Origin of the sequence: Allofrancisella heilbronnii, from assembly GCF_000710735.2 — a bacterium.
GTDB classification, from domain to species: Bacteria; Pseudomonadota; Gammaproteobacteria; order Francisellales; family Francisellaceae; genus Francisella; species Francisella frigidaquae.
Map to the genome: position 1 here is coordinate 609,992 of NZ_CP144673.1, position 24,270 is coordinate 634,261.

A 24,270-nucleotide genomic window follows, 5' to 3' on the forward strand; every position below is an offset into this window, starting at 1 on the left:
TTATAGAATATACTTGCTGAGATCCTTATCTTTAACTAATTTACCTAATTTCTCATTAACGTACTCAGTAGTTATACTGATGGTCTTATCAGTTAATTCTGGCGCGTCAAAGGAAATTTCTTCAAGTAGTTTTTCCATTACAGTATGTAAACGTCTAGCTCCAATATTTTCAATTTCTTCGTTGACTCTGTATGAAATCTCAGCAATTTTTTGAATAGCATTATCATCAAAAGTCAGCTCAACACCTTCTGTTTTCATTAAAGCAATATATTGCTTAAGTATTGAACAATCTGGCTCTTTAAGAATTCTAACAAAGTCATTTATCTCAAGAGATTTCAACTCTACTCTTATAGGTAATCTACCTTGAAGCTCAGGAATTAAATCAGAAGGTTTTGATACATGAAATGCTCCTGAAGCGATAAATAAAATATGATCTGTTTTTATCATTCCATATTTTGTTGATACAGTAGAGCCTTCAACAAGTGGTAAAAGGTCACGTTGTACACCTTCGCGAGATACATCAGCACCATAAGTATTCGATTTTTTACAAACTTTATCTATCTCATCAAGAAAAACAATACCATTTTGTTCCACAGACTCCAAAGCACGAGCTTTTATATCTTCTTCGTTAATTAATTTGGCAGCTTCTTCATCCTTTACTAGTTTGATAGCGTCTTTTATTTTCATTTTTTTATTTTTCTTTTTGTCACTACTTAAGCTAGAAAATAAATCTTGAATTTGACTTGTCATATCTTCCATACCTGGAGGTCCCATTACTCCAATAGCTTTTGGAGCAGCCGCTATTTCTATTTCAATTTCTTTATCATCAAGTTCACCATTTTGAATTTTTTTTCTAAAAATTTCGCGGGTTTTGTTTTCTTTTTCTTTCTTAGAAGCTGAATCTTCAGCAGGCTCATTAGCAAAGCCAATCTTTGACTCAGTTGGTCTAGCTGGTGGGATTAGTACATCAAGAATTCTATCTTCAGCCAATTTAGAAGCTTTTTCAATAACTTTATTTTTAGCTTCTTCACGCTTCATTTTTACAGCCATTTCTACTAAATCACGGATTATAGATTCAACGTCTTTACCAACGTAACCAACTTCAGTAAATTTAGTAGCTTCAACTTTAATAAATGGAGCATCAGCTAATTTAGCGAGTCTACGAGCTATCTCTGTTTTACCAACACCGGTAGGTCCGATCATTAAAATATTTTTTGGAGTTACTTCTTGACGCATTTCACTATCTAGCTGCATTCTACGCCATCTATTACGTAAAGCTATAGCAACGGCTTTTTTTGCATCATTTTGACCAATTATGTGTCTTTCTAATTCTTGTACGATTGTCTTTGGAGTCATTATTTGCGTCATAATGTATTAACTATCCTTTTTGTTATCTAAACTTTCTATCGTGAAATTATGGTTTGTGTAAATACAAGTATCTGCTGCAATAGTTAAGCTTTTTTTGACTATTTCTTCAGCTGTTAAATTTGTGTTTTCAACAAGAGCAGTTGCTGCAGAACGAGCGTAAGTTGACCCTGATCCGATAGATATTATATCATTTTTATCTGCTGCCATCACATCCCCAACTCCAGATATCAGTAGTGATAATTTTTCATCTGCTACGATAATCATAGCTTCTAGTTTACTAAGCATTCTATCTAGACGCCATTCACGTACCATTTCTACCGCAGCACGCTCAAGATTTCCTTGATAAAATTCTAATTTTTGTTCAAATTTTTCAAATAATGTAAATGCATCAGCAGTAGAGCCAGCAAAACCTGTAAGAACTTTACCGCCATTCAGTTTTCTTACTTTTACAATATTATCTTTTGCTATAGAGTTGCCTAAAGTTGCTTGACCATCTCCTCCTATAACTACCTTATCTCCTCTTCTAACACATAAGATAGTAGTTCCTTTCATTTTTTCCATAATTGACACACCTTCTTTAGTGGTTTATAAATTTAAAAATATGTTATTAATTTAATATAACTAGATTGGGACTAGTTATGTTTTTTACAAGCTTTTTTAATATTATTTTTTATATTTGTTCGAAAGTAATACAAAGGGTGTATTTTTATGATATATTTTAGCTGGTTTTTGTTTATTTTTGTTTAACTTTACAGAGAGTTTTGATATGAGAAGTGATTTAAACTTTAAAGAGACGATTAGTTTGGCTACGAATATTTATAAGAGATCATTTAAACTCACATTCGTGTTAGCATTTATGCTTTCATTTATATCTGAATATTGCTTTGTGTATATGATGCAGCACGGTATGGCTGAGTATATAGAAAGTGGTGGAAAAACTATACCAGTAGACTTTCCGTCAGCAAATGTACTAAGTTTTATGGTACTAGTAATTATGGTAGCTACAATTTTTGTCTATGCTATGATAATTTTGTTACAAGGAATATTTATTAAAAATCAGCTAAAAGCATCTGAAGCTATAAAACTTTCTTTACAGATTTTTTCTAAACGGATATTTTCTTTTTTAGGAGCTTTTTTACTGTCCATAATCGTATTAACGTTATTGTCAATGTTTTTACAGTATATAGGTATCTTCCTTGCAATCTTGTTGTTTTTAACTGTTATGCCAGCTGTACTTTTAGGTAAGAGTAGCATTTTTGAAGCTATCACAGATAACCTTAAGGTTATCAAATTAAACTTTTTTTACATGTTTAAGTTGGTATTTGTGGTACTAATTCTTATGGTGGTTAAGCCGCTACTTACTTTGGGTTTGATATATTTGTTAAAAAATGTAGGTATGGAGATAAGCCCTTTAGAAAATAGTATTCAAAATATTATTGTGACAATAGTAGATTCATTAGTGGTACCATTTATATTTGCTATTACAGTAGCTACTTTTTTAGTAACTCGTGAAAAAAATGCTATTGATCAAAATATTTGATTAAATCTTTAAATTTATAATTTTGGCTAAATTTAATACCTTTCTTAGAAATATCTTTTTGTTTACTTTGATAATCTAGCTCACTAATTATGCCAAATTCGACTTTTATTTTTAATTCTTCTTGGTTTTCAGAATATGTTTTTGTAAATGGTAAAGTTTTTCCAAAGCACCAATTCCAACTTTTTAATACGTTCATTTCTTGTTCGATAAGCTCTTTATTTGCAAGAGGAGTTTGTTCATTTATTAAGCTCAGTTTTACACTTTTAAAACTACTTAAAAAAGCTTTTGTAATATCTTGAGTTTGTAAATCATGCTTTAATTCATTTAGATTGATTACTTTAGATCTATATGATTTTACTCCTTTAGTATCCAAAGATGTATCAATTGGTTGGTGTAAGTAGTTATAAAGCTTGTTAGTGTTTGCATTTATTAGTAGTGTTCCATGGTGAAATGCTCTGTCTTTTTTTTCTCTAAAAGCACTCCCGGAAATTTTATATGTGAAATTGTTATGATCGACTACAATATCATTTCTTTGGTTTGGATAGGCATTTATTTCCAATTTTCGTATAACACTACAAACAAGTTCAAGATTAGCTTTAATATTGTGATCGTTCTTTGGAGAAATGATTGTATAGTTTAGATTACCAAAATCATGATAAACAGTACCACCGCCACTTTGACGCCTAATGATAGGTACACCATCTTTTTCCATAGCTAATAGATTACATTCTAGCCAGGGGTTTTGAGCCCTACCTATTACAACGCATGGCGAGTTTTGCCATAAAAATAATATTTTTTGATCTTTCAAATCTTCCAAGAATAACCAATTTTCTAAAGCTAAATTAAAATAAACATCGTTGCTTTGTGATATATATATTTTCATCAGTTAGTTGTTATTTATAGTTTTCTGTAAGTATAAGGTTTTATTGGTTCTATAAAAGTGTTTTGTGATATAATTTTGCTTTATTGAGTAAAATTAAAGTTAAATAATCTGATGTCATCCATACAGCAAACCCTAGATATTATTAAAAGAGGGGTGGACGAAATTCTTTTAGAAGAAGAGTTGGTTAAAAAGCTTCAAAAGGGTAAACCTTTAATTATAAAGTTTGGTTGTGATCCAACTGCTCCAGATATTCATTTAGGACATACGGTTGTTATTAACAAGCTTAAGCAGTTACAAGATTTAGGTCATGAAATTCATTTTTTGATAGGGGATTTTACAGCTCAGATTGGTGATCCAACTGGTAAAAATGCTACTAGACCACCATTGACAGCACAAGAGGTTGCTAAAAACGCAGAAACTTATACAAGCCAGGTTTTTAAAATCTTAGATAAAGAAAAAACTATTGTGCGTAGAAATAGTGATTGGTTTAACAATATGTCAGCTGCTGATATGATTAAACTAGCTTCCAAATCAACGGTTGCTAGAATGCTTGAAAGAGATGATTTCTCTAAGAGATATAAAAATAACCAGTCTATTTCTATACATGAATTTTTGTATCCACTTGTACAAGGTTATGATTCTGTGGTAATGAAGGCTGATATAGAGCTAGGTGGTACTGATCAGAAGTTTAATCTGCTAATGGGTAGGGAGCTTCAAAAACAAAATAATCAAGAGCCACAAGTTATTATAACTATGCCATTACTTGAAGGTTTAGATGGTGTTAAAAAAATGTCAAAATCTAGCCAGAATTATATAGGCATAGAAGAACCAGCAAATGATATTTTTGGTAAAATTATGTCGATATCTGATGAGTTGATGTGGCGCTATTATGAGCTACTTAGTTTTAAATCTTTAGAAGTTATCACTAATTTGAAGCAAAGTGTGCTTGAAGGGACAAACCCCCGTGATATCAAAATAGAGTTAGCAAAAGAGCTTATACAAAGATTTCATTCTGTAGAAGCTGCTGAAAATGCTTATCAAGATTTTATACAAAGATTTCAAAAAAACCAGATACCTGAAGATATAAATGTTGTAGAATTAGATATAAAAGGTAGTTTACCTATAACTAATTTACTAAAAGAAGCAGGTTTAGTAGCTAGTACATCTGAAGCTAACAGAATGATTAAGCAAGGAGCTGTAAAAGTTGATGGCGAGAAAGTTGATGATAACAAATTAGTTTTCACAGCTGGTACAGAGAATGTATTCCAAGTAGGTAAACGCAAATTTGCAAAAGTAATTATAAAATGATGGAGTTTAAAAAATGGATAAGTTTTTATCGATATTTGTAGGTGTTTTAATTATTGTAACTATAGTTACAGTATTTATTAGTCTGTTTCCGCTAGCTTTAAAAGTTTGTATAATTTCAGCTATTATTAGCGCTATAATTTATGTTGCCCTTAGACTAATTGAGAAATTTAGTAACTAATTATTATTGGTAAAGGTGTCCATAATAAAGCTCAGGGCAATTGCATTAAAATATTTTGGTTTTCTAAAAAAAATCAAAATTCAAACTTCAAAAACAACATATGTCTCTGTGTTCCAAGAGGAGAAAATGAAAAAAAAGTTAGACAGCCCTTTTAAGAAGTTATAGCCAAATAGGCTTTATTATAATCCCTTCTTGTAACAGTCTAAGAAGTGTTTATTTATAGCTGATATGAGTAAAATATTTTAACCTATTTTCAAAGTTTGGTATGCTAAGAGATAATTTGAGCGAGATTAATTTCAAAAATGCAAAAGATTTTAAATTTACACAAGTTAAGAACATCTCTAGATAAAAATAATACAGCTATATATCAACTTGATGATATTTGTTTAAATGATTATATTGGTAGTAACCTTAAAATAGAGTATTTAAATGAAATAAATTGCGTTGCATGTGGAGCTAAGACTAATAAAAGCTATTCTCAAGGTTACTGTTTTATGTGTATGAGAAGATTACCGGAATGTGATATCTGTATAGTTAAACCTGAGTTATGTCATTTTGCACAAGGCACATGTAGAGACCCAGCATGGGGTGAGGATAACTGCATGAAGACTCACATAGTTTATTTAGCAAATACTGGAGATGTGAAAGTAGGTATTACAAAATTAAAAAATATACCTTCACGCTGGATTGATCAAGGAGCTAGCCAAGCTATACCTATCTTTGCAGTAGAGAGTAGATTAATTTCTGGTTTAGTTGAAATGTTAATAAAAAAATATATTGCTGATAAAACAAACTGGCGTAAAATGCTTCAGGGTAAGCCAGATACCTCCGTAGATTTATTTGAGTTGAGAAATAAAATATTAGAAGTAATAAATCCAGAAATTAGTAGTATACGTTTAAAATACGGCGAAAATAGTGTTGAGCCAGTAGAAGGAAGACTTCAGTTAATAAATTATCCTGTTATCCAGTATCCAATAAAAATTAAATCGCTTAACTTAAATAAAGATTCTATAATCAGCGGTAAACTTATGGGTATAAAAGGACAGTACTTAATCTTTGATACAGGAGTCATAAATATACGTAAATTTGGTGGGTATAAGTGTAAGATCATAATCTAGAATAGATCGTTTATTAAATTTTTGATTTAATTTTATTTGATTGTAGTTTAAAACTTTATTGGTGCTTCGACTTAGAAATCCCATCTTAGAAAGAAACTTTTCTTATGTCTCTATAGAAATTTTCATGTGAGCCAATTTTTAATAATGTTAATGTAATAGTTTCGTCATTATAGTTATAGCCAAGCAGTATAAGCTGATTATTTATTTTGAACTTGTACACTCTTAGGAAGTCTAAATCTCCTTTCTTTTGCTCTCCTATACTGGGATTGCTAGCGATAAGTTTTACAGCGTTATCTACTTCTTTTTTATCTTTGATAGATAGTTTTTTTATATATTTTTTGAACGTATTGGTTTGTTTAATTTTCAAACTCATAATCTTCTACCAGTCCATTATCCATCTCAGCTTTTGCTACTAAACTTCCAATAACAAAATCATAAGGCAGGTCCGGGTTTTCTTCTACAATTCTACCAATCATAGCCCAATGTTCTATTTGGCTTGCACAAGATCGGTGCATAACCTTAGCTATTGTTTTTGCTTTAATTACTAAATCATCTGATAATCTAACTGACAAAGCCATATTTTTAGCCCTTATTAAATGTTAATGAGTTAATTATACAACATTTTGCGATTAATTGCGATTGTTAATATATAAAATCCAAAACTTTAGATTTATTTTATAATTTATCTAGTTTTTATTCTAATTCTATTCTTAATGTATATACAAGGTACTGAAACTAACATGTAATATTTCTTGTTTACATTAGATAGTCCAGCTCCGGGGGCACCATATTAATTAAGTTTAATATTATTTAATAATTTTAATGATAAGATGTTCAATTTTAATTTCACCTAAGAAGTCAGCCCATACTTTGTAATATCTCGATTCTTCCATTTAGATTGTGTTTCATACATCTAACTCAGTTTTTTTAAAGTCACGTTAATCAAAAGTTTTATTGTTTCAAAACGTTTAACTTCTTTTGCTCACTTATACTATATAAATATGGGTTTAGACGTGTTTTCAATGATTTTAAAAATTGAAAAACAATTAAAATATAAATAATTTTTATAAAATATCTTTACTTAAATTAAATTTTATTATATTTTATATTTTGTATTTAACTTAAATGGAGGCTTTAGAGTGTTAAATAAATATATATGTGGTGTTAGTTCAGTCTTAGGATTAGCAGTGCTTTTAAGTAGTTGTTCTCAAGAGGAGCTAACAGAATATCAAATAGGGACAAATTGTGATGGTGCAGTTTGTAGTATAGAATTAGACCAAGCTGATTTGCTTAGATATACAAACGTAGTAGGTAAAACAGTAGATAAAGTCCTAAAACAAGAAGCTGTACCAGATCCACAATATAACATAACTTGGGTTCTGACAGATGGTCAGTTTGCTACAAATGAACAACTTGGTAATAGTAATTTACCATTATGTAATGGTGATTGTACATATGAATCTAATCCAACTGGTTGGGTATTTGGTTCATCAGGTGCACATCAGATAGGTGTTTCTGGAACAATAACATACCCAGATGGTACTGTTCAGAGCATTGATATAGCGAAAACAGTAAGTACTGAGTATGGTCAAGTTAAGATAGAGTCAGAGGTTGTAGGAGGTTCAGGATTGGACTATAAATTTACAGCTAATACCACAGATACTGGTATACCAGACGATGCGACTTTTACTTGGAAAATAGATGGTACAGAAGTTGGTACAACCCAAGAGATAGAGTATCTTTTCCCAGCACCGAATACAACTTATACAGTAAGTGTGGAAGTCTCTGTAGATGGTGAAGTAATCTCAACAGATACAAAAGATATACTTACAGGTGAAATAGTAGAGCCGACATTAATACCTGTAGTAGATAGTAGTGATCCACTTACTTATACAATAACAGCAGATACTACAGGTACAATTATAGATAGTAGTTGGACAAAGCAGTGGAAGATAAATGGTAATGTAGTATCAGGAGCTACAACAGATATACTAAACTATACATTTACCCAATCTGATACGACATATCAAGTAGAGTATATTGCTACAAAAGGAGAGCTTACAAGAAGTGCTACTAAAACTATACAGGTAGGAGAAGTCATTCAACCGACATTAATCACTACTCCAGATAGTAGTGATCCACTTACTTATACAATAACAGCAGATACTACAAATACAAGTATAGATAGTAGCTGGACAAAACAGTGGAAGATAGATGGTAGTGTAGTATCAGGAGCTACAACAGATACACTAAACCATACTTTTACCCAATCTGATACAACATACCAGGTAGAATATACTGCTACAAAAGGTCAAAGTATCAGAACTGCTACTGATACTATACATATAGGTACAGTCAATCAACCATCATTATCATATAGCCAAGATGGTAGTGATCCACTTACATGGACGATGATCGCAGATACTACAGGTACAATTATAGATAGCAGTTGGACAAAACAGTGGAAGGTAAATGATGTTGTAGTACCAGGATCTACAGATACACTAAATTATACATTTGCACTTACTAGTACAACATATAACGTAACGTATACTGCTACAAAAGGTCAAAGTACCAGAAGTGTTACTGAACCTGTACTCACAGGCCCAGCTACAGCACCTCAATTGGGTAGTAATAGAACAGACTCGTTAGAATTTGATTTAACAGCAGATTTAACAAACACTGGGATAACTTCAGACTGGGCGTTATATTGGTACTTCAGTCCATCGTCACCAACGTCAGGAACGATTATTAACAGTGACACTACTAACGCAACGGTAATATTTGGTGACTATAATAATTATGTTATAACTTTTAAAGCTACTCCACCATCTGGTTCAGGTCTTAGTCCTGTAACAGCTAATATAAGCATAGACACTTTAAAAACATCAATGACTATGACAGGTGGTAATTACTTTAATATCGAAGGTAAAGGTCCTGCCCCTGTAACAGGTATTACTTGGTCTACATCTGGTGGGACAGACAAGATTACTTTCACTTGTCCAAGTGGTTATGCATATCCAGATTCTATACTTCCTCCGGCAGTAGGTACAGAAATAAACTGGCCTATGGGGAGAGATGTAGATAGACTTTACTTATCATTTGATGATGGTGGAAATATATTGAATGACTTCAATGATACTAGCACTAATCTAAAGTATAGAAACCAAAATGAAGGTACCCTAGTTGTTTCTATGAGTTGCTATAAAGTATATTAGTAAATAGAGGCAGAAATTATCAACTGCCTCATTCTAGAATTACTATCAAAATTAGTTCTACATTTTTTTGTTAAATTAATTCAATTTAAGTTTTTTGTTCATATATATTTTTAAAAACTAGAACAAACTATGTTAGCTTATTATAAGCTTTATTAATGTTGTGATTTTATACCATATGTAATAAGTGCTTTAATAAAGAAGGTTTAAGATTGTGGGTATTTGGGGTATTTAAAGATGCTAATTAATACTTATTTATAAACAGGGAATTTATCACAAAGTTCTAAGATTTGCTTAGCTACATCTTTTTCTATTTGTTCGTTACCACAGTTGAAAACCACATCAGCTAGTAAGTTTGCTACAAGTTCACACTCAGTTTCTTTAAATCCACGAGTGGTAATAGCAGGGCTACCAATCCTTAAACCACTAGTTACAAATGGTGAGCGAGGATCATTTGGAATAGAGTTTTTATTTACGGTGATATTTGCTCTACCTAGAGCAGCTTCAGCCTCTTTACCAGAGAATCCAGAGTTTGTAATATCTAAAAGTAGTAGGTGATTATGAGTTCCACCAGATATGATATTAATATTACGTTGTTTAAGAGCTTTTTCCATAGCTTTGGCGTTTTTTAGTACTTGCTTTTGGTATTCTACAAAGTTTGGTTCTAAAGCTTCTTTAAAAGCAACTGCTTTAGCTGCAATTACATGCATTAAAGGACCACCTTGAATACCTGGAAAGATAGCAGATTGAAACTTTTTAGCTAGCTCTGGATTATTGTTGCAAAGTATTAAACCACCGCGAGGCCCCCTAAGGGTTTTATGGGTGGTGGTAGTTGCAACATCTACATATGGAAATGGGCTAGGGTATAGTCCTGTTGCTACTAAACCAGCTACGTGGGCAATATCTGCCATAAGTACAGCATCTACAGAATCAGCAATTTCTCTAAATTTTTCCCAATTTAAGATTCCGGAAAAAGCAGAAAACCCAGCGATTATCATTTTTGGTTTGTGCTCTTTTGCTAATGCAGCTACTTGGCCATAATCAATATCACCAGCCTCATTAAGACCATATTGTATAGAATTGTAAATCTTTCCTGAAAAATTAACTTTACTTCCATGAGTTAGGTGTCCACCAGCACTTAGATCCATACCAAGTACAGTATCACCTGGTTTTAATATAGCATTATAGACAGCCGCATTTGCTTGAGATCCAGAGTGTGGTTGCACATTAGCATAATCAACGTTAAAAAGTTTTTGCGCTCTTTCAATAGCTAACTTTTCAGCTATATCAACATATTCACAACCGCCATAATATCTTTTGCCGTGATAACCTTCGGCATATTTATTTGTTAGCTGGGAGCCTTGTGCTTCCATCACAGCAGGGCTAGCATAGTTTTCTGATGCGATAAGCTCTACATGTTCATGTTGCCTTTTAATTTCAAGTTCTATGGCGTCAAATATTTCTTTATCAGTATTTTTTAGACTATTTTTATCACGGTTGAACATATCTTGATTGTCTCCTGATCTTCTAAAATATAATAAAATAAGTTGAATGTTTTAGATTATATCTTATATCCTTATATATAGTAAATAAATAACAGATACTAAATTATGGGCAAAGTAATAGATCTAGATGAAGTTGAACGTCTTGAGCGAGAAGAGGAGAATTCGCACTACCGACTGTCAAGAAGTAAAAGTAGCGTAAAAAAAGATATGCTTGAAATTACAGATTTTGGTAAAGCACTTATTGATCTTAGTAATCAGCAGCTAGTCAAGCTTCCTATTTCTGATAACCTTCGAGATAATATTTTAGCTACTAAGTCTATGCAAAAGATAGCTTTAAAAAGACAAATTCAATTTATAGGTAAACTATTGCGAAAGGTTGATAATCTTGATGAAATTCAAAAAGCTTACGATATAATTATAAATAAAGATAAGCAAGCCAATCTTTTATTTCATCGTTTAGAAAATATCCGTGATAATCTTTTAGATTCTGATAAAGACAAGAGTAACCAAACTTTAGATAATTTAATTGGGGAATTTCCAGATATGGATATCCAAAAATTAAGACAATTAATTAGATCTCATCATAGAGAAGCAGAAAAAAATAAACCAAAAAAATCATATAGAGAAATATTTCAATTAATTAAAGAATTACATACATCAAATAACTAATATTTGTGATCTATGATTAAAACTAAGGAATTTATATTTTTTTGAAATATTAATAATCAATCAGCTATAATAGAACCAAGGATAGCTATAGTATTTTAAAATGGGTTAAAAGTATAATTATGCAGCAACTAAAAGACATCCAATCTCTTATAGACAAAGATATTCAAGACAATAATCAATTTATAAAAGATTCATTATCTTCAGATGTGGTACTTATTAACCAAATTAGTCACTATATAATAAATAGTGGCGGTAAAAGATTACGTCCTCTTTTAGTGATGTTATTTGCTAAAGCTTTAGGTTACCAAGGACAAAAGCATTTAGCGTGTGCTGCTATTATCGAGTTTATCCATACTGCTACTTTATTACATGATGATGTTGTCGATAATTCACAGCTACGCAGAGGCAAGCAAACTGCTAATAACGTTTTTGGTAATGCCGCTAGTGTTTTGACAGGTGATTTTCTCTATTCTAGAGCTTTTCAGATGATGGTTGAGTTAGATAGTATGCAGATTATGCAGATACTCGCTGATGCTACAAATAAGATTTCAGAAGGTGAAGTTTTACAGCTTTTAAACGCGCGAAATTCTGAACTTACAGAAAAAGATTATATTAATGTGATTTATTGTAAAACAGCTAAGCTTTTTGAGGCAGCATGTGAATTAGCTGGAGTTATTAGTTTAGATAAGCTTGAATACGAAAAACATAGCCAAGATATTAAAAATTTTGGTGTTTACCTTGGTAATGCCTTTCAAATAGCTGATGACGTTTTGGATTATGTTTCTAATGCCGAAAGTTTAGGTAAAAACATTGGTGATGATTTGGATGAAGGTAAAATGACTTTGCCTACTATTTATGCATTAACAAATATTTCCGTTGAAAAGCAAACTATTTTAAAAACAGCAATAGAGCAGGGTCAGTACCAAATAAATGAAATAATAAATATAGTTAAAACCAGTGGAGCAATAGAGTATTCCTATAGTGTAGCATGTAACTACGCTGAGCTTGCTAAACAGGCAATACAGTTTTTGCCAAATAGTGATTATAAAAAAGCTATGTGTTTATTGTGTGATTTAATGGTTAAAAGAGAGAAATAAAAGCTATACAATTTTTTAATATAAATATAATTATTTTCATATAAAAATAAAAAATATTTTTTAAAATTAGTGATAAAATATATTATTTTTATTTAAAACATATTTCTAATGATTGACAGTGATGAGTTATTAGCTATAGGAGCTGCTTTGGTTCAGACTGTTAGAACCTATGTTAAATATTCTGAAAACATTGATAACTTATATAGGGGCTATAAAAAAAGTGACTTTTACAAGCATAAGTGGAAAAAGATAGAACAAATACAAACACTTGATCTACCATATACTCCTCAAAGAAGTCAGGTTTATTTAAAAAAAGGTGTAGGTTTTTGTGATTCCCTATCGTTAGCTATTTTACATATTGCACAAGGTTTAGAAGAAATAAAAATAGGCACTTTTTATTTGTCTTTAATGTCAATACATAAAAAGCATACATTTCTTATAGCACATAATAGCTTAAGCTTAGCTAATAATATAGCTAATAATGCTGCAGGAGAATGGACTAAGTATAAAAAAAGTCTTCGTGAACTTAAACAAGATGATGAGCTAAAAAATGCTGTTATTATTGATCCATGGATATATAAAGCTACAAAATTGTCAAACTTAAGAGGACACTTAGAACATGCTGTGTTATATGATGTACTAGATTATTATAGGGGTAATGTTATGTATATAGGTCAACATTTAGAAATAAATCCTTCCTCAAATATTATTAAAATAGATAAACAATATATAGATACATTTGAAGAGTGCTATAAAATACAAAAAGAAAAATTAGTAAATAAACGAGATTCTTTTGCACAAGGTCGTAGATTTAGTAGTGTTAGAAGAAGCTTAAAATATAATATTCAGAAATACCAGCAACTGATTAGTTTAAGGGATTTCTTTATTAGGTTGAAAGAAAAATCATCGGGTTGGTATACTAAAAATCATAGTAATCGCAAAGGTAAAGCTATAAGTTCTGTGATTAATTATTTACAGACTTGTATAGATAACTATTACTTCCCGAGTCAATATGACTTAGAGTGTATTTTTAGGGGCACGTTAACTGTTTGTGCTGTAGTTAGAGGAAAAAATTTGCCTAATCAATTATCCAAGGATAATATCACGATGACTAAAACAGCGAAGGGTATTTTCTCTTTTGATGTAGTACCAAATAATAAATTAGCGTTTGAGAGCGGCGAATTAAGCTTAGACTGGGTAAGGGAGGCTAGGAAGATTGGGAGCGACAGAAGTAAGTACATGGTTTTTTTAAATAAACTAGAGGGTTGGAATCCTGACTTTAACGTTAGCAAATTATATACAAATAAAGAGAATTATTATAAATTAGTTGAAGAAGCCATAGCTTCTAGTCAGTAAGTATTGCTGTGAGGTTTAGTACGGGAAAATACCAATTTATTATTTTTATCACGAAACTTATTGATTTTAAACACATTAGTGATAAGCTTTTTTTTAAAAAATGAGCTAAAAACTTGATAGATAAAAAAATAACAGACATTTTCAAAAAAATAATGTCAGAGTTTTATGTAAGTAGAACTTGTGATAGAGATATAAGAGATGAATACACTCATCTTTATTCTAAAAGAGAAACTCCTTACCTACATGATAGACAAATATTTGGAGTTGAAGGAAAAGACTCAGTTCTTACTAATAATTTTTATTTCCATAACGATGAATACGCGGCAAAAGTATTCGAGTGGGAGAGAGATGATATAGGTAAAGCTTATGAGTCTTTAAAAAAAGCAGGATATTCTAACTGTAGGCTTCAAGCGTTGTTTTTATCACTTAACCTTAGAAAACATTATGAACATGTTTTTGTTACTGACTCTAGAGATCCTGTACATAGTTTTGTTGTTGTTAAACAAAAAGTAGGTTGGGTGTTACTAGATCCATGGATAGGTTTTATTAGTAAGCTTCCTAACGTTCTTGATAATATAAGTCCCGATATAATTGCAGACTCTACTGAAATCATATTCTCAGATAAGTTCCTTTCTAGAGAAAATGGGATAAGACAAATATCACAAGAAGGAAAACAAATTATTTACTTTGTAAAGGAGCTTTGCATTGAGAATCCTTTGTTTAGAGATGATCTTAAAACAGTCTTTAAAGATATCAAAGAAGAAATGTTTATTAATGAAATTGACAATATAACATTATTAGCTACTAAAATTACATTTGCACATTTTGATGTAGAAAAAAAGGGATTTGAACATACTTCCCCAGTTGATCAATTAACAAAAAATAAAAGATCTTATGATTTTCTTTTTTATAAAAAAATTTGTATCAGGAATAGGTTAGCATATGCTCTTTTAAATTATATTAAAGAACGAGAACAAAAGGGTAACTATACATCTTTGTTTAATACAGGTTTTTCTAAGGATGATAAAATAAGGGCAGCTAAAAAACTTTTATGTATGTTATTTAATTCTAATAAGTTTCTATCAGAAGGAGAGTCTCCACCATTTATTTTATCTCCACAAGAGAAGGCGGCATTGCTTCAGGGAGATTTGGGAAAAAAGGTAAAAAGTATAGTACTTAATAGCGAAATGGACGCCATCTCCTTATTAGAAATAATTTTTTATGATAGAAGTTTGGATGAATTAATGAAACAAAAGTTTCAGCAAGATATAAATAGATAACACTTATTTTATTACCAGATATATCAATATTAGTAGGTATTAGAGCCTATTTAAAATCTTTAAGTGTTATTTCAAAAGATAGTGCCTGGTTAGGACCTATTGCAGCTGGAGCTCTGCTGCCATAAGCTACTTTGGGAGCACAGTATAATATAATAGTGGAGCCAACAGGTATTTTTGGTATAGCATCTTTCCAACATTGAATTAAGTTTGTTAGCGGGAAAGTAGCATTATCACTTGAATCAAAAGTAGGACCTATTAGTTTAGCTTGTTTAACTGAGTCTAACTTAGAATTATCTTTCCGGTAAGCTACGGTAGGGGTAGTTCCTTTGTATGCTATCGTTACTTGACTATCAGAGTTTGGTTTTTTACCATTTCCTTGTTTTACAATTTGATAATAAACATCATCATTAACTTTTATTATATTATTCATTTTAGAGATTTGTTCTATAAAAGCAGATGAATTGGTTTGATTTTCTTTAGCTACACCAAGTTGTCTTTTTATTATTTTGTCTTTTAGAGAGTCTATATTTTCTTGTATTTGCTCTTCAGACAATTTGGGCTTTTTATTTGCCATAGCATCTTTAAATCCAGCTATAGTTTGCTCATCGTTTAAAATAAAGTCTTGTTTAGCAATACCAGATCCGATTTGGTATCCTACTGTATAGCTAGCATTTGCAGGCATTTCAAGTGTAATAGGCTTAACCTGTTTTACTGTAACTTTAGCTGTAGGTAGTGTAGTATCTTTTGGGGAAACTGTCACTGATGGTGCCGTTTTATCAGTTTGTTCTACAGTGCTTGTGTCGTTACTACTAGTGGTAGAACATGAGCTAATAGTTAGCCCTATTAGTGAGTAGGATATAATAGTAACAATTTTTTTGAGTTTCATTTTGTACTCCTTATCTTTGTATGTCATTTTTTGTTATATTAAAAAAATCAAAAAGCTCTTTATCTAGCATTTGTGATGGTGAAATGTTAGACAGAGCTTTAAATAACACATTTTTTCTTTCTGGGTTATTTTTTTCCCATTTGTTAAGCATATCTTTAATAAAGACTCTTTGCAAATTATCTTGTGAACCGCAGAGGTTACATGGAATGATAGGAAAGTTTTTTAACTTTGAGTATTCTGTAGTTTCTTCTTCAGTTACAAAAGCTAATGGACGAATTACAATATTACGTTTATCATCACTAAGTAGCTTTGGTGGCATAGCTTTGATAGAGCCATTATAAAAAAGATTTAGAAAAAAAGTTTCTATTATATCATCACGATGGTGACCTAGAGCTATTTTAGTAATTCCATGCTCTTGCGCAAAGTCATATAAGATGCCTCTGCGCATCCTAGAGCATAACCCACAAGTGGTTTTACCTTCTGGAATTACTCTTTTTACAACACTATAAGTATCTCGCTCTATAATGTGAAAATCTATATTTTTCTCTTTGAGATAATTTGGTAAAACATCTTCAGGAAAATTAGGCTGCTTTTGATCTAAGTTTACTGCGATGATATCAAATTTAATAGGCGCTTTTTGCTGTAGTAGTAACAGCATTTCTAGTAGGCAATAGGAATCTTTGCCTCCAGATAAACAGGCCATAATTTTATCACCATCTTCAATCATATTATACTGATTAATAGCCTGGGCAGTTTTTCGTAATATTTGTTTTTCTAGCTTTTTAAGGCTTTGCTTATCGTTATTCATAATAGTCTTCTAAAGTAGCTTGTTTTATATCATTAGGTATCTTTTCTAATCTGGCTGTTTTTAAGTTATAACATGCTAGCTTGGAGTATGCTGTTGTGACAATTCTGTCACTTCCTAGTATCCTTATTTCATATTTAAACTCTATACTTGCTGCTCCAATTCTAGATACATACTGCGTTACCTCAATTGTATTTGGGTGTAATAGGGGGTACATATATTTGCAGCTTTGTTCAGCTACAACAAATTGGATAGAGTTTTCTATGCCCCAATTAATAAGTTTTTTAAAGGCATAAACCCATTGTGTGCGAGCTTCTTCAAAATAATCAAAATATTTTCCATTATTTACATGGCCGTTTTTATCCGTATCTGACCAACGTATATTTATTGTTTTTTTGAAAGGCTGTTTATTCATAAATTTCCTAGAATAAGTAAGATAATAGTGGCTTACCAGGGATCTTACAATTTTGTAATTGAGTAGAGTATTTTTGTGCTATATCAGCTGTTTTTCTAGCATAGTTCTTTAAGAAAGAGTTGTTTTTGTGGGTACCATTTTTATATCCACCAATACCTTCATGGTAGGCTAAATACAAGTGATAGGCATCAGTTTTACTAATACCTGTTTTATTATGTACATTATTTAAATACCAGCCTATAAAATCTACAGCATCAGAAAAGTTTGACCTTGAGACAAAAGATTGCTGAGTTTCTTTTTTATAATGATCCCAAGTACCATCAAGAGCTTGGGCATACCCATATGCTGTTGAAGCTCTACCTACTGGTATGAAACCAAAATAGTAATTCATAGAAGGTTTAGCATCTGCTCTAAAAGAGGATTCTTGGCGAAGAAAAGCCATTTGAATATTAAGAGGTACTCCCCATCTATTGTATGAGTCAATCATATCGTAATACCAATTAGGATATTGATGGATTATACTACAAGCGTTATTTATATTTTTAGGTTGTTCAGTTGCACAAGAGTTAAGTATACCTAATACAGTAGTTACTGATATGATCTTAAATATTTTTTTCATTTATAAATGCCTATAAAAAACATCAACTACTTTATCTTGAAACCTACGAGCATTATACCTATCAGAAGCCTTAAGATCATTAAGCATAATAGAAAAGCTTATACGATGATTTTTCTCTGTAAGAACATAGCCTGCAAGAGTGGAAACTCCAGCTAGAGTGCCTGTTTTAGCATGTACTTTACCTAGTAATTTGTCCCCCATTCTATATGATATAGTTCCGCTTATCCCAGATGCTGGTAAGTAACTGTAGAATTTTTGACCAATAGAGCTATTGTATGTTTTAGTTAAAAAATTAACCATAAACTGGGCTGTAACTCTATCAAGGTGTGATAGTCCTGAGCCATCATACATAGTTAATGCCGAAGTATCTAGATTAAGCTTATCATAAAGAATTTCTTGAACTGCAGCTGTTCCTCCATTAGTTGAGCCTATGCCTTTTTGCTTTAGACCAATAGTGTTTAATATCGTTTCAGCGTACAGATTGTCGGAGTGTTTAAGTGTTTGGTCGATAAAACTACCTATAGTTGCAGAACTTATGCTTAATTGTTCAGTATTTCCTGGTGGTATTGAAGTTGTTATAGCTATTTTGTTATGTTTAATTCCATTAGTGTTTAAAAAATCATCAACGGTATTTAATGTTTTTAAAGCAGGATTTTTAATAGCTAATTTGAACATTTTTTCTGCAGCACGAGATAAGTAGCCTCTAATATATAAAACGTTATCATCGTTCATAGAAATAATAGTAGGTTCTGCTGAATTAGTATACTTAGCCGTATTTTTGACTGTAATATTGCTGGCATTGCTAAGTGTGATAACACGAGTTGTTAAACTATTTGGATTCTTGGCTAGTTTTACTACTGTACAATTCCTGTTTATAGTAAAACTTGAAGCAGGTGCTCCATAACAAAAAGTACTATCCTCTTTTGTCCATCCTTCTGGGATATATGGTCCCGAAAAATTGCCAACAAGATATACATCTCCTGTTATTTGTGTTATTTCCTTAGTAGTTTTTATTTGTTTTATTAAAGATGATAGTTGTCCTCCAGTTAAAGCAGGGTTGCCTGAGAACTTTATATATAGATCGCCATGTAAAATATGACCTTTTACTTTGTTGCTAGAGTAGTTAACTGTCGTTGTAAACGTAAAACTATCAGGTATAGCAAATAATGCAGCTACCATAGTAAAAACTTTATTATTACTAGCAGGTTTCATTGGTCTATTTTGGCCATAAGCGTATAAGTTTGCACCAGAAATTGTATTTTGGGTAGCTATACTTATTTTTACATCAGTAAGGCCATATTCCTTTACTAAATATTGTATTTCACTACGAGCTGTTGCTGCATAAGTGCTGCAGAAACTTATAAAAGTTAAGAATATAAGAAAAAGTAGTCTAAAATGTTTATTTAAAATCAAAGTTATAAACCATGCAGTTTTTAGATTTATAGTTTCAAATAATATCATTTTAAAGACTGTAAATACAGATTTATTCTTATATGTTAAGTCTATTTTAAAAGATTTTGCTAACACTAGTAATAGCAAAGTTTAGCTGGTAAATAGAGTAATTATGTCTAATGATGTTTAATTATAATAGTAGCTAATTGTTTAAAAATCTTACTATATACAGAATTTTTCCTCATTACTAAAAATATTTCTCTTTTGAAATTCGGATCATTTATCGCTAAATAACTTATATTCTCCATTTGAGTACAAGCTATTTTTGGTATAAGAGTTATGCCTTCATCGATGGACACCATTTGACGTAAAGTTTCTAAACTACTTCCTTTAAAATTAATATTGTTATATTTGTTTAATGAGCATAATTTTAGAGTCTGATCTCTAAGACAATGTCCTTCATCAAGAATCATAAGATTTTGTTTTATAATTTCAGCTATAGATAACTTCTTTTTTTTAGAAAGTTTATTTGTATTTGCTACAGCTACAAAAAACTTATCATCAAATAGTTTTTTGGATATAAATTGATTGTGATCTATAGGATCAGCAAATAAGGCAAAATCTAATTTTCCTTGTTCAAGCATACTTACGAGGATATCGGTTTTTTCCTCAACCACAGAGATACTTAAATTAGGTATTTGCTGTTTTATAGATGGTAAAAGTTTTGGCATGATATAGGGGCATATGGTGGGAAAAGCTCCTATAGAGACACTAATTTTACTGCCCTTTAAATACATGCTAGCTATTTTATTTAAGTTTTTCACCTCATCAATTATTTTATAAGCTTGAGTAATTATTTTTTCGCCAGCTTGTGTAGTAAATACTTGTTTTGTACCTCGCTCGAATATTTGTATATCCAAGTACTCTTCAAATTTTTTAATTTGCATACTTAATGCTGGTTGGCTTACAAAACATTTTTCAGATGCTGTAATAAAGCTTTTAGTTTCATATACTGCTATTATGTATTCTAAGGTTCTAGTATTCATATAAGCAAAACTTATTACAAACATAACTTTTATATATTTTACAACTGGTGTATTTGTAATACAATAAACCTTGTATCTAATAACGTCGGAGAATGAAAAATGATAAAACGAGTACCTAATGTAACTTTCAAAATAAGAGTTAGAGATGAAAGTATAGGTGGTTCAAACCCATTTAGATGGCAAGATTTAACTACTTCAGAGATTTTTAATAACAAAAGAGTGATTGTGTTTTCACTTCCTGGAGCATTCACACCAACTTGTTCTACATATCAATTACCAGGTTTTGAAAACAACTTCGACAAATTTAAAAAGCTTGGAATCGATGAAATTTATGTTTTGGCTGTGAATGACTCGTTCGTAATGAATAAATGGATCGAGTTTCAAAAGATTAAAAATATTAAACCAATTCCTGATGGAAATGGTGAGTTCACTGCAGCTTTAGATATGCTTGTAGATAAAGAAAACCTTGGTTTTGGTAAAAGATCATGGAGGTATGCTATGGTCGTAAATAATGGTGAAATTGAGAAATTTTTTGTAGAACCGGGGAAATGCAATAATTCAGAAGATGACCCATATGGTGAGACTTCTCCAGAGAATTTACTAAAATATTTAGAGTCTAAGTAATTTATGGCTAAAAAAGTTGTTCTAATCGGTGCTACAGGAGTGATAGGCTCAGCAACGTATAAAACTTTAGTTGAAGCTGGCTTTGATGTTATTTCTGCCAGTTTCTCTGGAAAAGGTTCTGATTACAAAGTTGATATACAGGATACAAGCTCCATTTGTGCGTTATTTGAACAGATAGGGAGTTTTGATGCTCTTGTATCGACTACAGGTAAAGTTGTATTTAAGGATATACGCCTTTTGGAGCAAAAAGATTGGGATTTAAGTTTATCTAATAAGCTTTTAGGCCAGATAAATTTAGTCCAAATTGGTGCAAGACATGTTTCAAAAGGAGGATCCTTTACACTTACCTCAGGAATATTAAACATACAACCAATAGCTAATGGTACTATAGCTGCAACTATAAATTCTGCTCTAGAAGGGTTTGTTAAGGCAGCTTCACTTGAATATACAGATTTCCGTATAAACATTGTTAGCCCTACTGTTGTTGAAGAAGCTTTAGAAAAATATGCACCATTTTTTGTTGGATTTAAACCTGTTAAGGCTAGTGATGTAGCAAATGCTTATCTAAAATCTGTTGCTGGTATTGCTAATGGTGAAGTTATAAAAGTCGGTTTTTAATTACTCGTCCCTAGAAAAGTTTGAAATGGTTTATTTAAACCTTTTAAGATGTTATTATGATTCTAGTTTTATTTTGTAATAGATTTATTTTGTTAGGTTTTAAGTCTTTAAAATTTTTTGGTATATTTGTGGGAGTCTTATCAGGCGTGCTGTGGGGCCTTAATGATGTATATATCAATATTTTTAGTATTAAAATAGGAATCCTATCAACAGGATTGTTAACTATAATTTTTTCTTTACTCTTAGCTGCTGTGCAAGATACTTCATCTTGTTTGGCTATATTTGGATACCATTATTTTAGTTCTCCCAAAATTTTTTTCACTAGAATTAAATCTTTAAAAAAAATCTTCTGGTTACTGTGTCTAGCGGCTATTTTCGCTGGACCTCTAGGAATGGTTGCTGGTATAGTTGGTATATCATATGCTGGGCCTATTTATGCTGGTGTTGTCACTTCATGTTACCCGATAGTAGCTCTTGTTTTAGCAATATTTTTTCTAAAAGAAAAACCAACAAACTTAAAAATACTTGGCATAGTGCTATCAGTCTTGGCTGTTATATTCATATCAATTGCTGGCGGGCGTCATGGAGGTGGTAAGATACTAATTGGCATTATGTTTGCTCTTTGTGCAATGCTTGGGTGGGGTCTAGAATCAATTTTATTTTCATTGGCCTTAAAAAAGACTACTGAAGGTCATAGTTCATTTTTATTAGCTACAAGACAGTTTTGTTCAGCAATATCTTATTTGGTTTGCTTAATCTTTATTTGTATATTTTTTCCTTTAGAATTTTTAAAGGTGGTGGAAAACTTTTTCATGATAAAAATACTTATCATATGTGTGATGTCTGCTATGGCATCATATATCGCTTATTATTATGCTATAAAGCGTATAGGAGCAAGTCTAGGAACTACTTTTAATGCTACATTTATTTTTTGGGCAGGTGTTTTTAGTATAATTTTTCACCTTGAGAAAGTAACTGCGAACTTTATTATTTGGGGTATTGTGCTTATTATAGGTATTTATTTTGCGACTAAAGGGACTATCAAAAATTTTAAATTAGCTCATTAGCTTTTGATAAGCTAGCTTTTATGATATATTAGGAAAAGAAGTTTTAAAGGTGTGAAAGGGGTTTATTTTGGACTTTTGGCTGATTATAGGAGTTTTTCTTGTTCTAAGTATTTATCTAACAATAGAAAACATTATCCATAATATAAGTATTAGGAGTATCCCGATACGTATTCATGTGAATGGTACTAGGGGTAAATCAAGCGTTGCTAGATTAATAGCAGCTGGGGTGCGTGCTGGAGGCCATAGGACTGTTGCGAAAACTACAGGAACTTTAGCTAGGTACATAAATGTTGATGGTTCAGAAACTCCAGTTTTTAGAATAGGTTTTAGTAATATAGCTGAGCAAGTAAAAATAATGTTTAAAGCAAAAAGAGCTAAAGCTGATGCTATAGTTATAGAATGTATGGCACTTCAACCATTATTACAATCTTTATGTGAGCTAAAATTAGTTAAAGCTACACATGGCGTACTTACTAATGCTAGACCTGATCATTTAGATGTGATGGGTCCAACAGAAAGAGATGTTGCAAAAGCTTTAGCTGGGGCAGTTCCTGTAAAAGCAAAATATTTTACAGCTGAAGATGTGCATGTTGATTTTTTCAAATATGCATGTAAAGATAGGGGAAGTGAACTTATAGTTGCTACTGCTACTGATGCTGAGAAAATAACAGATGAAGAAATTAATAAGTTTGTATATTCTGAGTTTAAAATTAACGTAGCTTTGGCATTAAAAGTGACAGATGATTTGGGGATACCAAGAGAAGTAGCTTTAAAAGGTATGTGGGAAGCAACCCCTGATCCTGGAGCTATGACAGAGTATAATTTTGATATTAAAGGCTCTGAAATGAATTTTGCTAATGCTTTTGCTGCAAATGATCCAGTTTCAACTAAAATGCTTTGGGATAAGCTTTATAGTAAGTATGAGAATTGTGATAAAAAAGTTTTAGTTGTCAACTGCCGAGAGGATAGAGAGGATAGGTCTAAACAGATAGCAGAAGCTATACTTGATTGGCAAGTTCCAAACTTGGTTGTTCTTATTGGAACAGGTACAGAAGTTTTCACTTCTTTCTATAAAAAATATGCAAAATCACTTAATAAAAAGAGATCTCAAGTTATCATTTGTGAAGACAAGCAACCTCTTGAAATTCTTGAAAAAGTACACGAAACTCAAGAAGCTAAATCATACATACTTGTTGGAGTTGGTAATATTAAAGATATCGGAATGAGTTTAGTAGATTTTTGTGATAAAAGTCATAAAGAGAAGCATGGTTTATAAATACG

At 31.4% G+C, this 24,270-nt stretch carries 25 protein-coding genes; 13 read left to right on the top strand and 12 right to left on the bottom strand.

Annotated features, from left to right (window positions below):
- On the bottom strand, positions 1–1,368 hold the full coding sequence (gene hslU, locus FRA_RS02860) for an ATP-dependent protease ATPase subunit HslU (RefSeq protein WP_035718692.1): 1,368 nt from the start codon (positions 1,366–1,368) through the stop codon (positions 1–3).
- Positions 1,369–1,374: 6 nt separating this feature from the next.
- The gene (hslV, locus tag FRA_RS02865) at positions 1,375–1,929 is read right to left on the bottom strand and encodes an ATP-dependent protease subunit HslV (protein ID WP_035718695.1); all 555 of its coding nucleotides are present in this window, start codon (positions 1,927–1,929) and stop codon (positions 1,375–1,377) included.
- Between the two features lie 205 nt (positions 1,930–2,134).
- Between hslV and FRA_RS02870 the strand changes: the two genes are divergently transcribed.
- Positions 2,135–2,908, top strand: a complete 774-nt coding sequence (locus FRA_RS02870; protein ID WP_051686740.1) for a hypothetical protein — start codon at positions 2,135–2,137, stop codon at positions 2,906–2,908.
- On the opposite strand, the gene FRA_RS02875 is transcribed toward FRA_RS02870, so the two are convergent.
- Positions 2,889–3,791: a lipoate--protein ligase gene (locus FRA_RS02875; RefSeq protein ID WP_035718697.1), complete on the bottom strand. Its 903-nt coding sequence runs from the start codon at positions 3,789–3,791 to the stop codon at positions 2,889–2,891. The two genes, FRA_RS02870 and FRA_RS02875, sit on opposite strands and share 20 nt — an antisense overlap.
- A gap of 111 nt (positions 3,792–3,902) precedes the next feature.
- Here FRA_RS02875 and tyrS point away from each other — a divergent pair, with 111 nt between their 5' ends.
- The 3 genes from tyrS (at position 3,903) to FRA_RS02890 (ending at position 6,395) form a co-directional block, all read left to right on the top strand.
- Complete coding sequence (gene tyrS / locus FRA_RS02880; RefSeq protein WP_035718699.1) at positions 3,903–5,099, top strand: tyrosine--tRNA ligase; 1,197 nt, start codon at positions 3,903–3,905, stop codon at positions 5,097–5,099.
- Positions 5,100–5,112: 13 nt separating this feature from the next.
- Positions 5,113–5,277, top strand: a complete 165-nt coding sequence (locus FRA_RS02885; RefSeq protein ID WP_166666868.1) for a hypothetical protein — start codon at positions 5,113–5,115, stop codon at positions 5,275–5,277.
- A 302-nt stretch (positions 5,278–5,579) separates the two neighbouring features.
- Entirely contained in the window at positions 5,580–6,395 is an 816-nt protein-coding gene (locus tag FRA_RS02890; RefSeq protein ID WP_035718701.1) for a DUF2797 domain-containing protein, read from the top strand.
- Between the two features lie 85 nt (positions 6,396–6,480).
- On the opposite strand, the gene FRA_RS02895 is transcribed toward FRA_RS02890, so the two are convergent.
- Both FRA_RS02895 and FRA_RS02900 read right to left on the bottom strand, forming a co-directional pair.
- Positions 6,481–6,768, bottom strand: coding sequence for a type II toxin-antitoxin system RelE/ParE family toxin (locus FRA_RS02895; RefSeq protein ID WP_035718702.1), 288 nt, complete (start codon positions 6,766–6,768; stop codon positions 6,481–6,483).
- The gene (locus tag FRA_RS02900) at positions 6,752–6,973 is read right to left on the bottom strand and encodes a TA system antitoxin ParD family protein (RefSeq protein WP_035718705.1); all 222 of its coding nucleotides are present in this window, start codon (positions 6,971–6,973) and stop codon (positions 6,752–6,754) included. The genes FRA_RS02895 and FRA_RS02900 overlap by 17 nt, the downstream gene beginning before the upstream one ends.
- A gap of 561 nt (positions 6,974–7,534) precedes the next feature.
- Here FRA_RS02900 and FRA_RS02905 point away from each other — a divergent pair.
- A complete protein-coding gene (locus FRA_RS02905) occupies positions 7,535–9,613 on the top strand; it encodes a DUF3281 family protein (protein WP_035718706.1) in 2,079 nt (692 codons plus the stop codon).
- Between the two features lie 248 nt (positions 9,614–9,861).
- Here FRA_RS02905 and glyA read toward each other — a convergent pair whose 3' ends face one another.
- Entirely contained in the window at positions 9,862–11,115 is a 1,254-nt protein-coding gene (gene glyA, locus FRA_RS02910; protein ID WP_035718709.1) for a serine hydroxymethyltransferase, read from the bottom strand.
- Between the two features lie 105 nt (positions 11,116–11,220).
- Here glyA and yjgA point away from each other — a divergent pair, with 105 nt between their 5' ends.
- From yjgA to FRA_RS02930, 4 genes are all read left to right on the top strand, one after another.
- Entirely contained in the window at positions 11,221–11,784 is a 564-nt protein-coding gene (yjgA, locus tag FRA_RS02915) for a ribosome biogenesis factor YjgA (protein WP_035718711.1), read from the top strand.
- A gap of 119 nt (positions 11,785–11,903) precedes the next feature.
- Entirely contained in the window at positions 11,904–12,881 is a 978-nt protein-coding gene (locus FRA_RS02920; RefSeq protein ID WP_035718713.1) for a polyprenyl synthetase family protein, read from the top strand.
- 108 nt (positions 12,882–12,989) lie between these two features.
- The gene (locus FRA_RS02925) at positions 12,990–14,237 is read left to right on the top strand and encodes a hypothetical protein (RefSeq protein ID WP_035718715.1); all 1,248 of its coding nucleotides are present in this window, start codon (positions 12,990–12,992) and stop codon (positions 14,235–14,237) included.
- A gap of 113 nt (positions 14,238–14,350) precedes the next feature.
- Entirely contained in the window at positions 14,351–15,517 is a 1,167-nt protein-coding gene (locus tag FRA_RS02930; RefSeq protein WP_035718717.1) for a hypothetical protein, read from the top strand.
- A gap of 46 nt (positions 15,518–15,563) precedes the next feature.
- Here FRA_RS02930 and FRA_RS02935 read toward each other — a convergent pair whose 3' ends face one another.
- The 6 genes from FRA_RS02935 to oxyR all read right to left on the bottom strand — a co-directional run bounded on the left by FRA_RS02935 (position 15,564) and on the right by oxyR (position 20,680).
- Positions 15,564–16,403 (bottom strand): FKBP-type peptidyl-prolyl cis-trans isomerase N-terminal domain-containing protein, encoded by an 840-nt coding sequence (locus FRA_RS02935; protein WP_035718720.1) that lies wholly within the window; start codon positions 16,401–16,403, stop codon positions 15,564–15,566.
- 10 nt (positions 16,404–16,413) lie between these two features.
- Positions 16,414–17,211 (bottom strand): tRNA 2-thiocytidine(32) synthetase TtcA, encoded by a 798-nt coding sequence (ttcA, locus tag FRA_RS02940; RefSeq protein WP_035718722.1) that lies wholly within the window; start codon positions 17,209–17,211, stop codon positions 16,414–16,416.
- Complete coding sequence (locus tag FRA_RS02945) at positions 17,204–17,623, bottom strand: acyl-CoA thioesterase (RefSeq protein WP_035718725.1); 420 nt, start codon at positions 17,621–17,623, stop codon at positions 17,204–17,206. Before FRA_RS02945 ends, ttcA begins: the two co-directional genes overlap by 8 nt.
- Positions 17,624–17,630: 7 nt before the next feature.
- Positions 17,631–18,242 (bottom strand): transglycosylase SLT domain-containing protein, encoded by a 612-nt coding sequence (locus FRA_RS02950; RefSeq protein WP_035718727.1) that lies wholly within the window; start codon positions 18,240–18,242, stop codon positions 17,631–17,633.
- Positions 18,243–19,703, bottom strand: coding sequence for a D-alanyl-D-alanine carboxypeptidase/D-alanyl-D-alanine endopeptidase (gene dacB / locus FRA_RS02955; RefSeq protein WP_081835910.1), 1,461 nt, complete (start codon positions 19,701–19,703; stop codon positions 18,243–18,245). It abuts the gene before it with no gap.
- Between the two features lie 107 nt (positions 19,704–19,810).
- The gene (oxyR, locus tag FRA_RS02960) at positions 19,811–20,680 is read right to left on the bottom strand and encodes an oxidative stress transcriptional regulator OxyR (protein ID WP_035718729.1); all 870 of its coding nucleotides are present in this window, start codon (positions 20,678–20,680) and stop codon (positions 19,811–19,813) included.
- Between the two features lie 99 nt (positions 20,681–20,779).
- Between oxyR and FRA_RS02965 the strand changes: the two genes are divergently transcribed.
- From FRA_RS02965 to pgsB, 4 genes are all read left to right on the top strand, one after another.
- The gene (locus FRA_RS02965) at positions 20,780–21,304 is read left to right on the top strand and encodes a peroxiredoxin (protein WP_035718730.1); all 525 of its coding nucleotides are present in this window, start codon (positions 20,780–20,782) and stop codon (positions 21,302–21,304) included.
- A 3-nt stretch (positions 21,305–21,307) separates the two neighbouring features.
- Positions 21,308–21,922 (top strand): short chain dehydrogenase, encoded by a 615-nt coding sequence (locus FRA_RS02970; RefSeq protein ID WP_035718732.1) that lies wholly within the window; start codon positions 21,308–21,310, stop codon positions 21,920–21,922.
- A 56-nt stretch (positions 21,923–21,978) separates the two neighbouring features.
- Positions 21,979–22,989: a DMT family transporter gene (locus FRA_RS02975; protein ID WP_035718734.1), complete on the top strand. Its 1,011-nt coding sequence runs from the start codon at positions 21,979–21,981 to the stop codon at positions 22,987–22,989.
- Between the two features lie 67 nt (positions 22,990–23,056).
- Positions 23,057–24,265, top strand: a complete 1,209-nt coding sequence (gene pgsB, locus FRA_RS02980) for a poly-gamma-glutamate synthase PgsB (RefSeq protein WP_035718736.1) — start codon at positions 23,057–23,059, stop codon at positions 24,263–24,265.
- Positions 24,266–24,270: the final 5 nt, after the last annotated feature.

Bases quoted from the DNA above. Each gene is read 5' to 3' on its own strand.
- FRA_RS02885 (WP_166666868.1), top strand. From the start codon at position 5,113: ATGGATAAGTTTTTATCGATATTTGTAGGTGTTTTAATTATTGTAACT.
- FRA_RS02925 (WP_035718715.1), top strand. From the start codon at position 12,990: ATGATTGACAGTGATGAGTTATTAGCTATAGGAGCTGCTTTGGTTCAG.
- dacB (WP_081835910.1), bottom strand. From the start codon at position 19,703: ATGATATTATTTGAAACTATAAATCTAAAAACTGCATGGTTTATAACT.
- FRA_RS02900 (WP_035718705.1), bottom strand. From the start codon at position 6,973: ATGGCTTTGTCAGTTAGATTATCAGATGATTTAGTAATTAAAGCAAAA.
- FRA_RS02895 (WP_035718702.1), bottom strand. From the start codon at position 6,768: ATGAGTTTGAAAATTAAACAAACCAATACGTTCAAAAAATATATAAAA.
- FRA_RS02875 (WP_035718697.1), bottom strand. From the start codon at position 3,791: ATGAAAATATATATATCACAAAGCAACGATGTTTATTTTAATTTAGCT.
- FRA_RS02970 (WP_035718732.1), top strand. From the start codon at position 21,308: ATGGCTAAAAAAGTTGTTCTAATCGGTGCTACAGGAGTGATAGGCTCA.
- FRA_RS02950 (WP_035718727.1), bottom strand. From the start codon at position 18,242: ATGAAAAAAATATTTAAGATCATATCAGTAACTACTGTATTAGGTATA.
- hslV (WP_035718695.1), bottom strand. From the start codon at position 1,929: ATGGAAAAAATGAAAGGAACTACTATCTTATGTGTTAGAAGAGGAGAT.
- FRA_RS02945 (WP_035718725.1), bottom strand. From the start codon at position 17,623: ATGAATAAACAGCCTTTCAAAAAAACAATAAATATACGTTGGTCAGAT.
- ttcA (WP_035718722.1), bottom strand. From the start codon at position 17,211: ATGAATAACGATAAGCAAAGCCTTAAAAAGCTAGAAAAACAAATATTA.
- tyrS (WP_035718699.1), top strand. From the start codon at position 3,903: ATGTCATCCATACAGCAAACCCTAGATATTATTAAAAGAGGGGTGGAC.
- FRA_RS02975 (WP_035718734.1), top strand. From the start codon at position 21,979: ATGATTCTAGTTTTATTTTGTAATAGATTTATTTTGTTAGGTTTTAAG.
- yjgA (WP_035718711.1), top strand. From the start codon at position 11,221: ATGGGCAAAGTAATAGATCTAGATGAAGTTGAACGTCTTGAGCGAGAA.
- glyA (WP_035718709.1), bottom strand. From the start codon at position 11,115: ATGTTCAACCGTGATAAAAATAGTCTAAAAAATACTGATAAAGAAATA.
- FRA_RS02935 (WP_035718720.1), bottom strand. From the start codon at position 16,403: ATGAAACTCAAAAAAATTGTTACTATTATATCCTACTCACTAATAGGG.
- FRA_RS02870 (WP_051686740.1), top strand. From the start codon at position 2,135: ATGAGAAGTGATTTAAACTTTAAAGAGACGATTAGTTTGGCTACGAAT.
- hslU (WP_035718692.1), bottom strand. From the start codon at position 1,368: ATGACGCAAATAATGACTCCAAAGACAATCGTACAAGAATTAGAAAGA.
- FRA_RS02920 (WP_035718713.1), top strand. From the start codon at position 11,904: ATGCAGCAACTAAAAGACATCCAATCTCTTATAGACAAAGATATTCAA.
- FRA_RS02965 (WP_035718730.1), top strand. From the start codon at position 20,780: ATGATAAAACGAGTACCTAATGTAACTTTCAAAATAAGAGTTAGAGAT.
- FRA_RS02890 (WP_035718701.1), top strand. From the start codon at position 5,580: ATGCAAAAGATTTTAAATTTACACAAGTTAAGAACATCTCTAGATAAA.
- oxyR (WP_035718729.1), bottom strand. From the start codon at position 20,680: ATGAATACTAGAACCTTAGAATACATAATAGCAGTATATGAAACTAAA.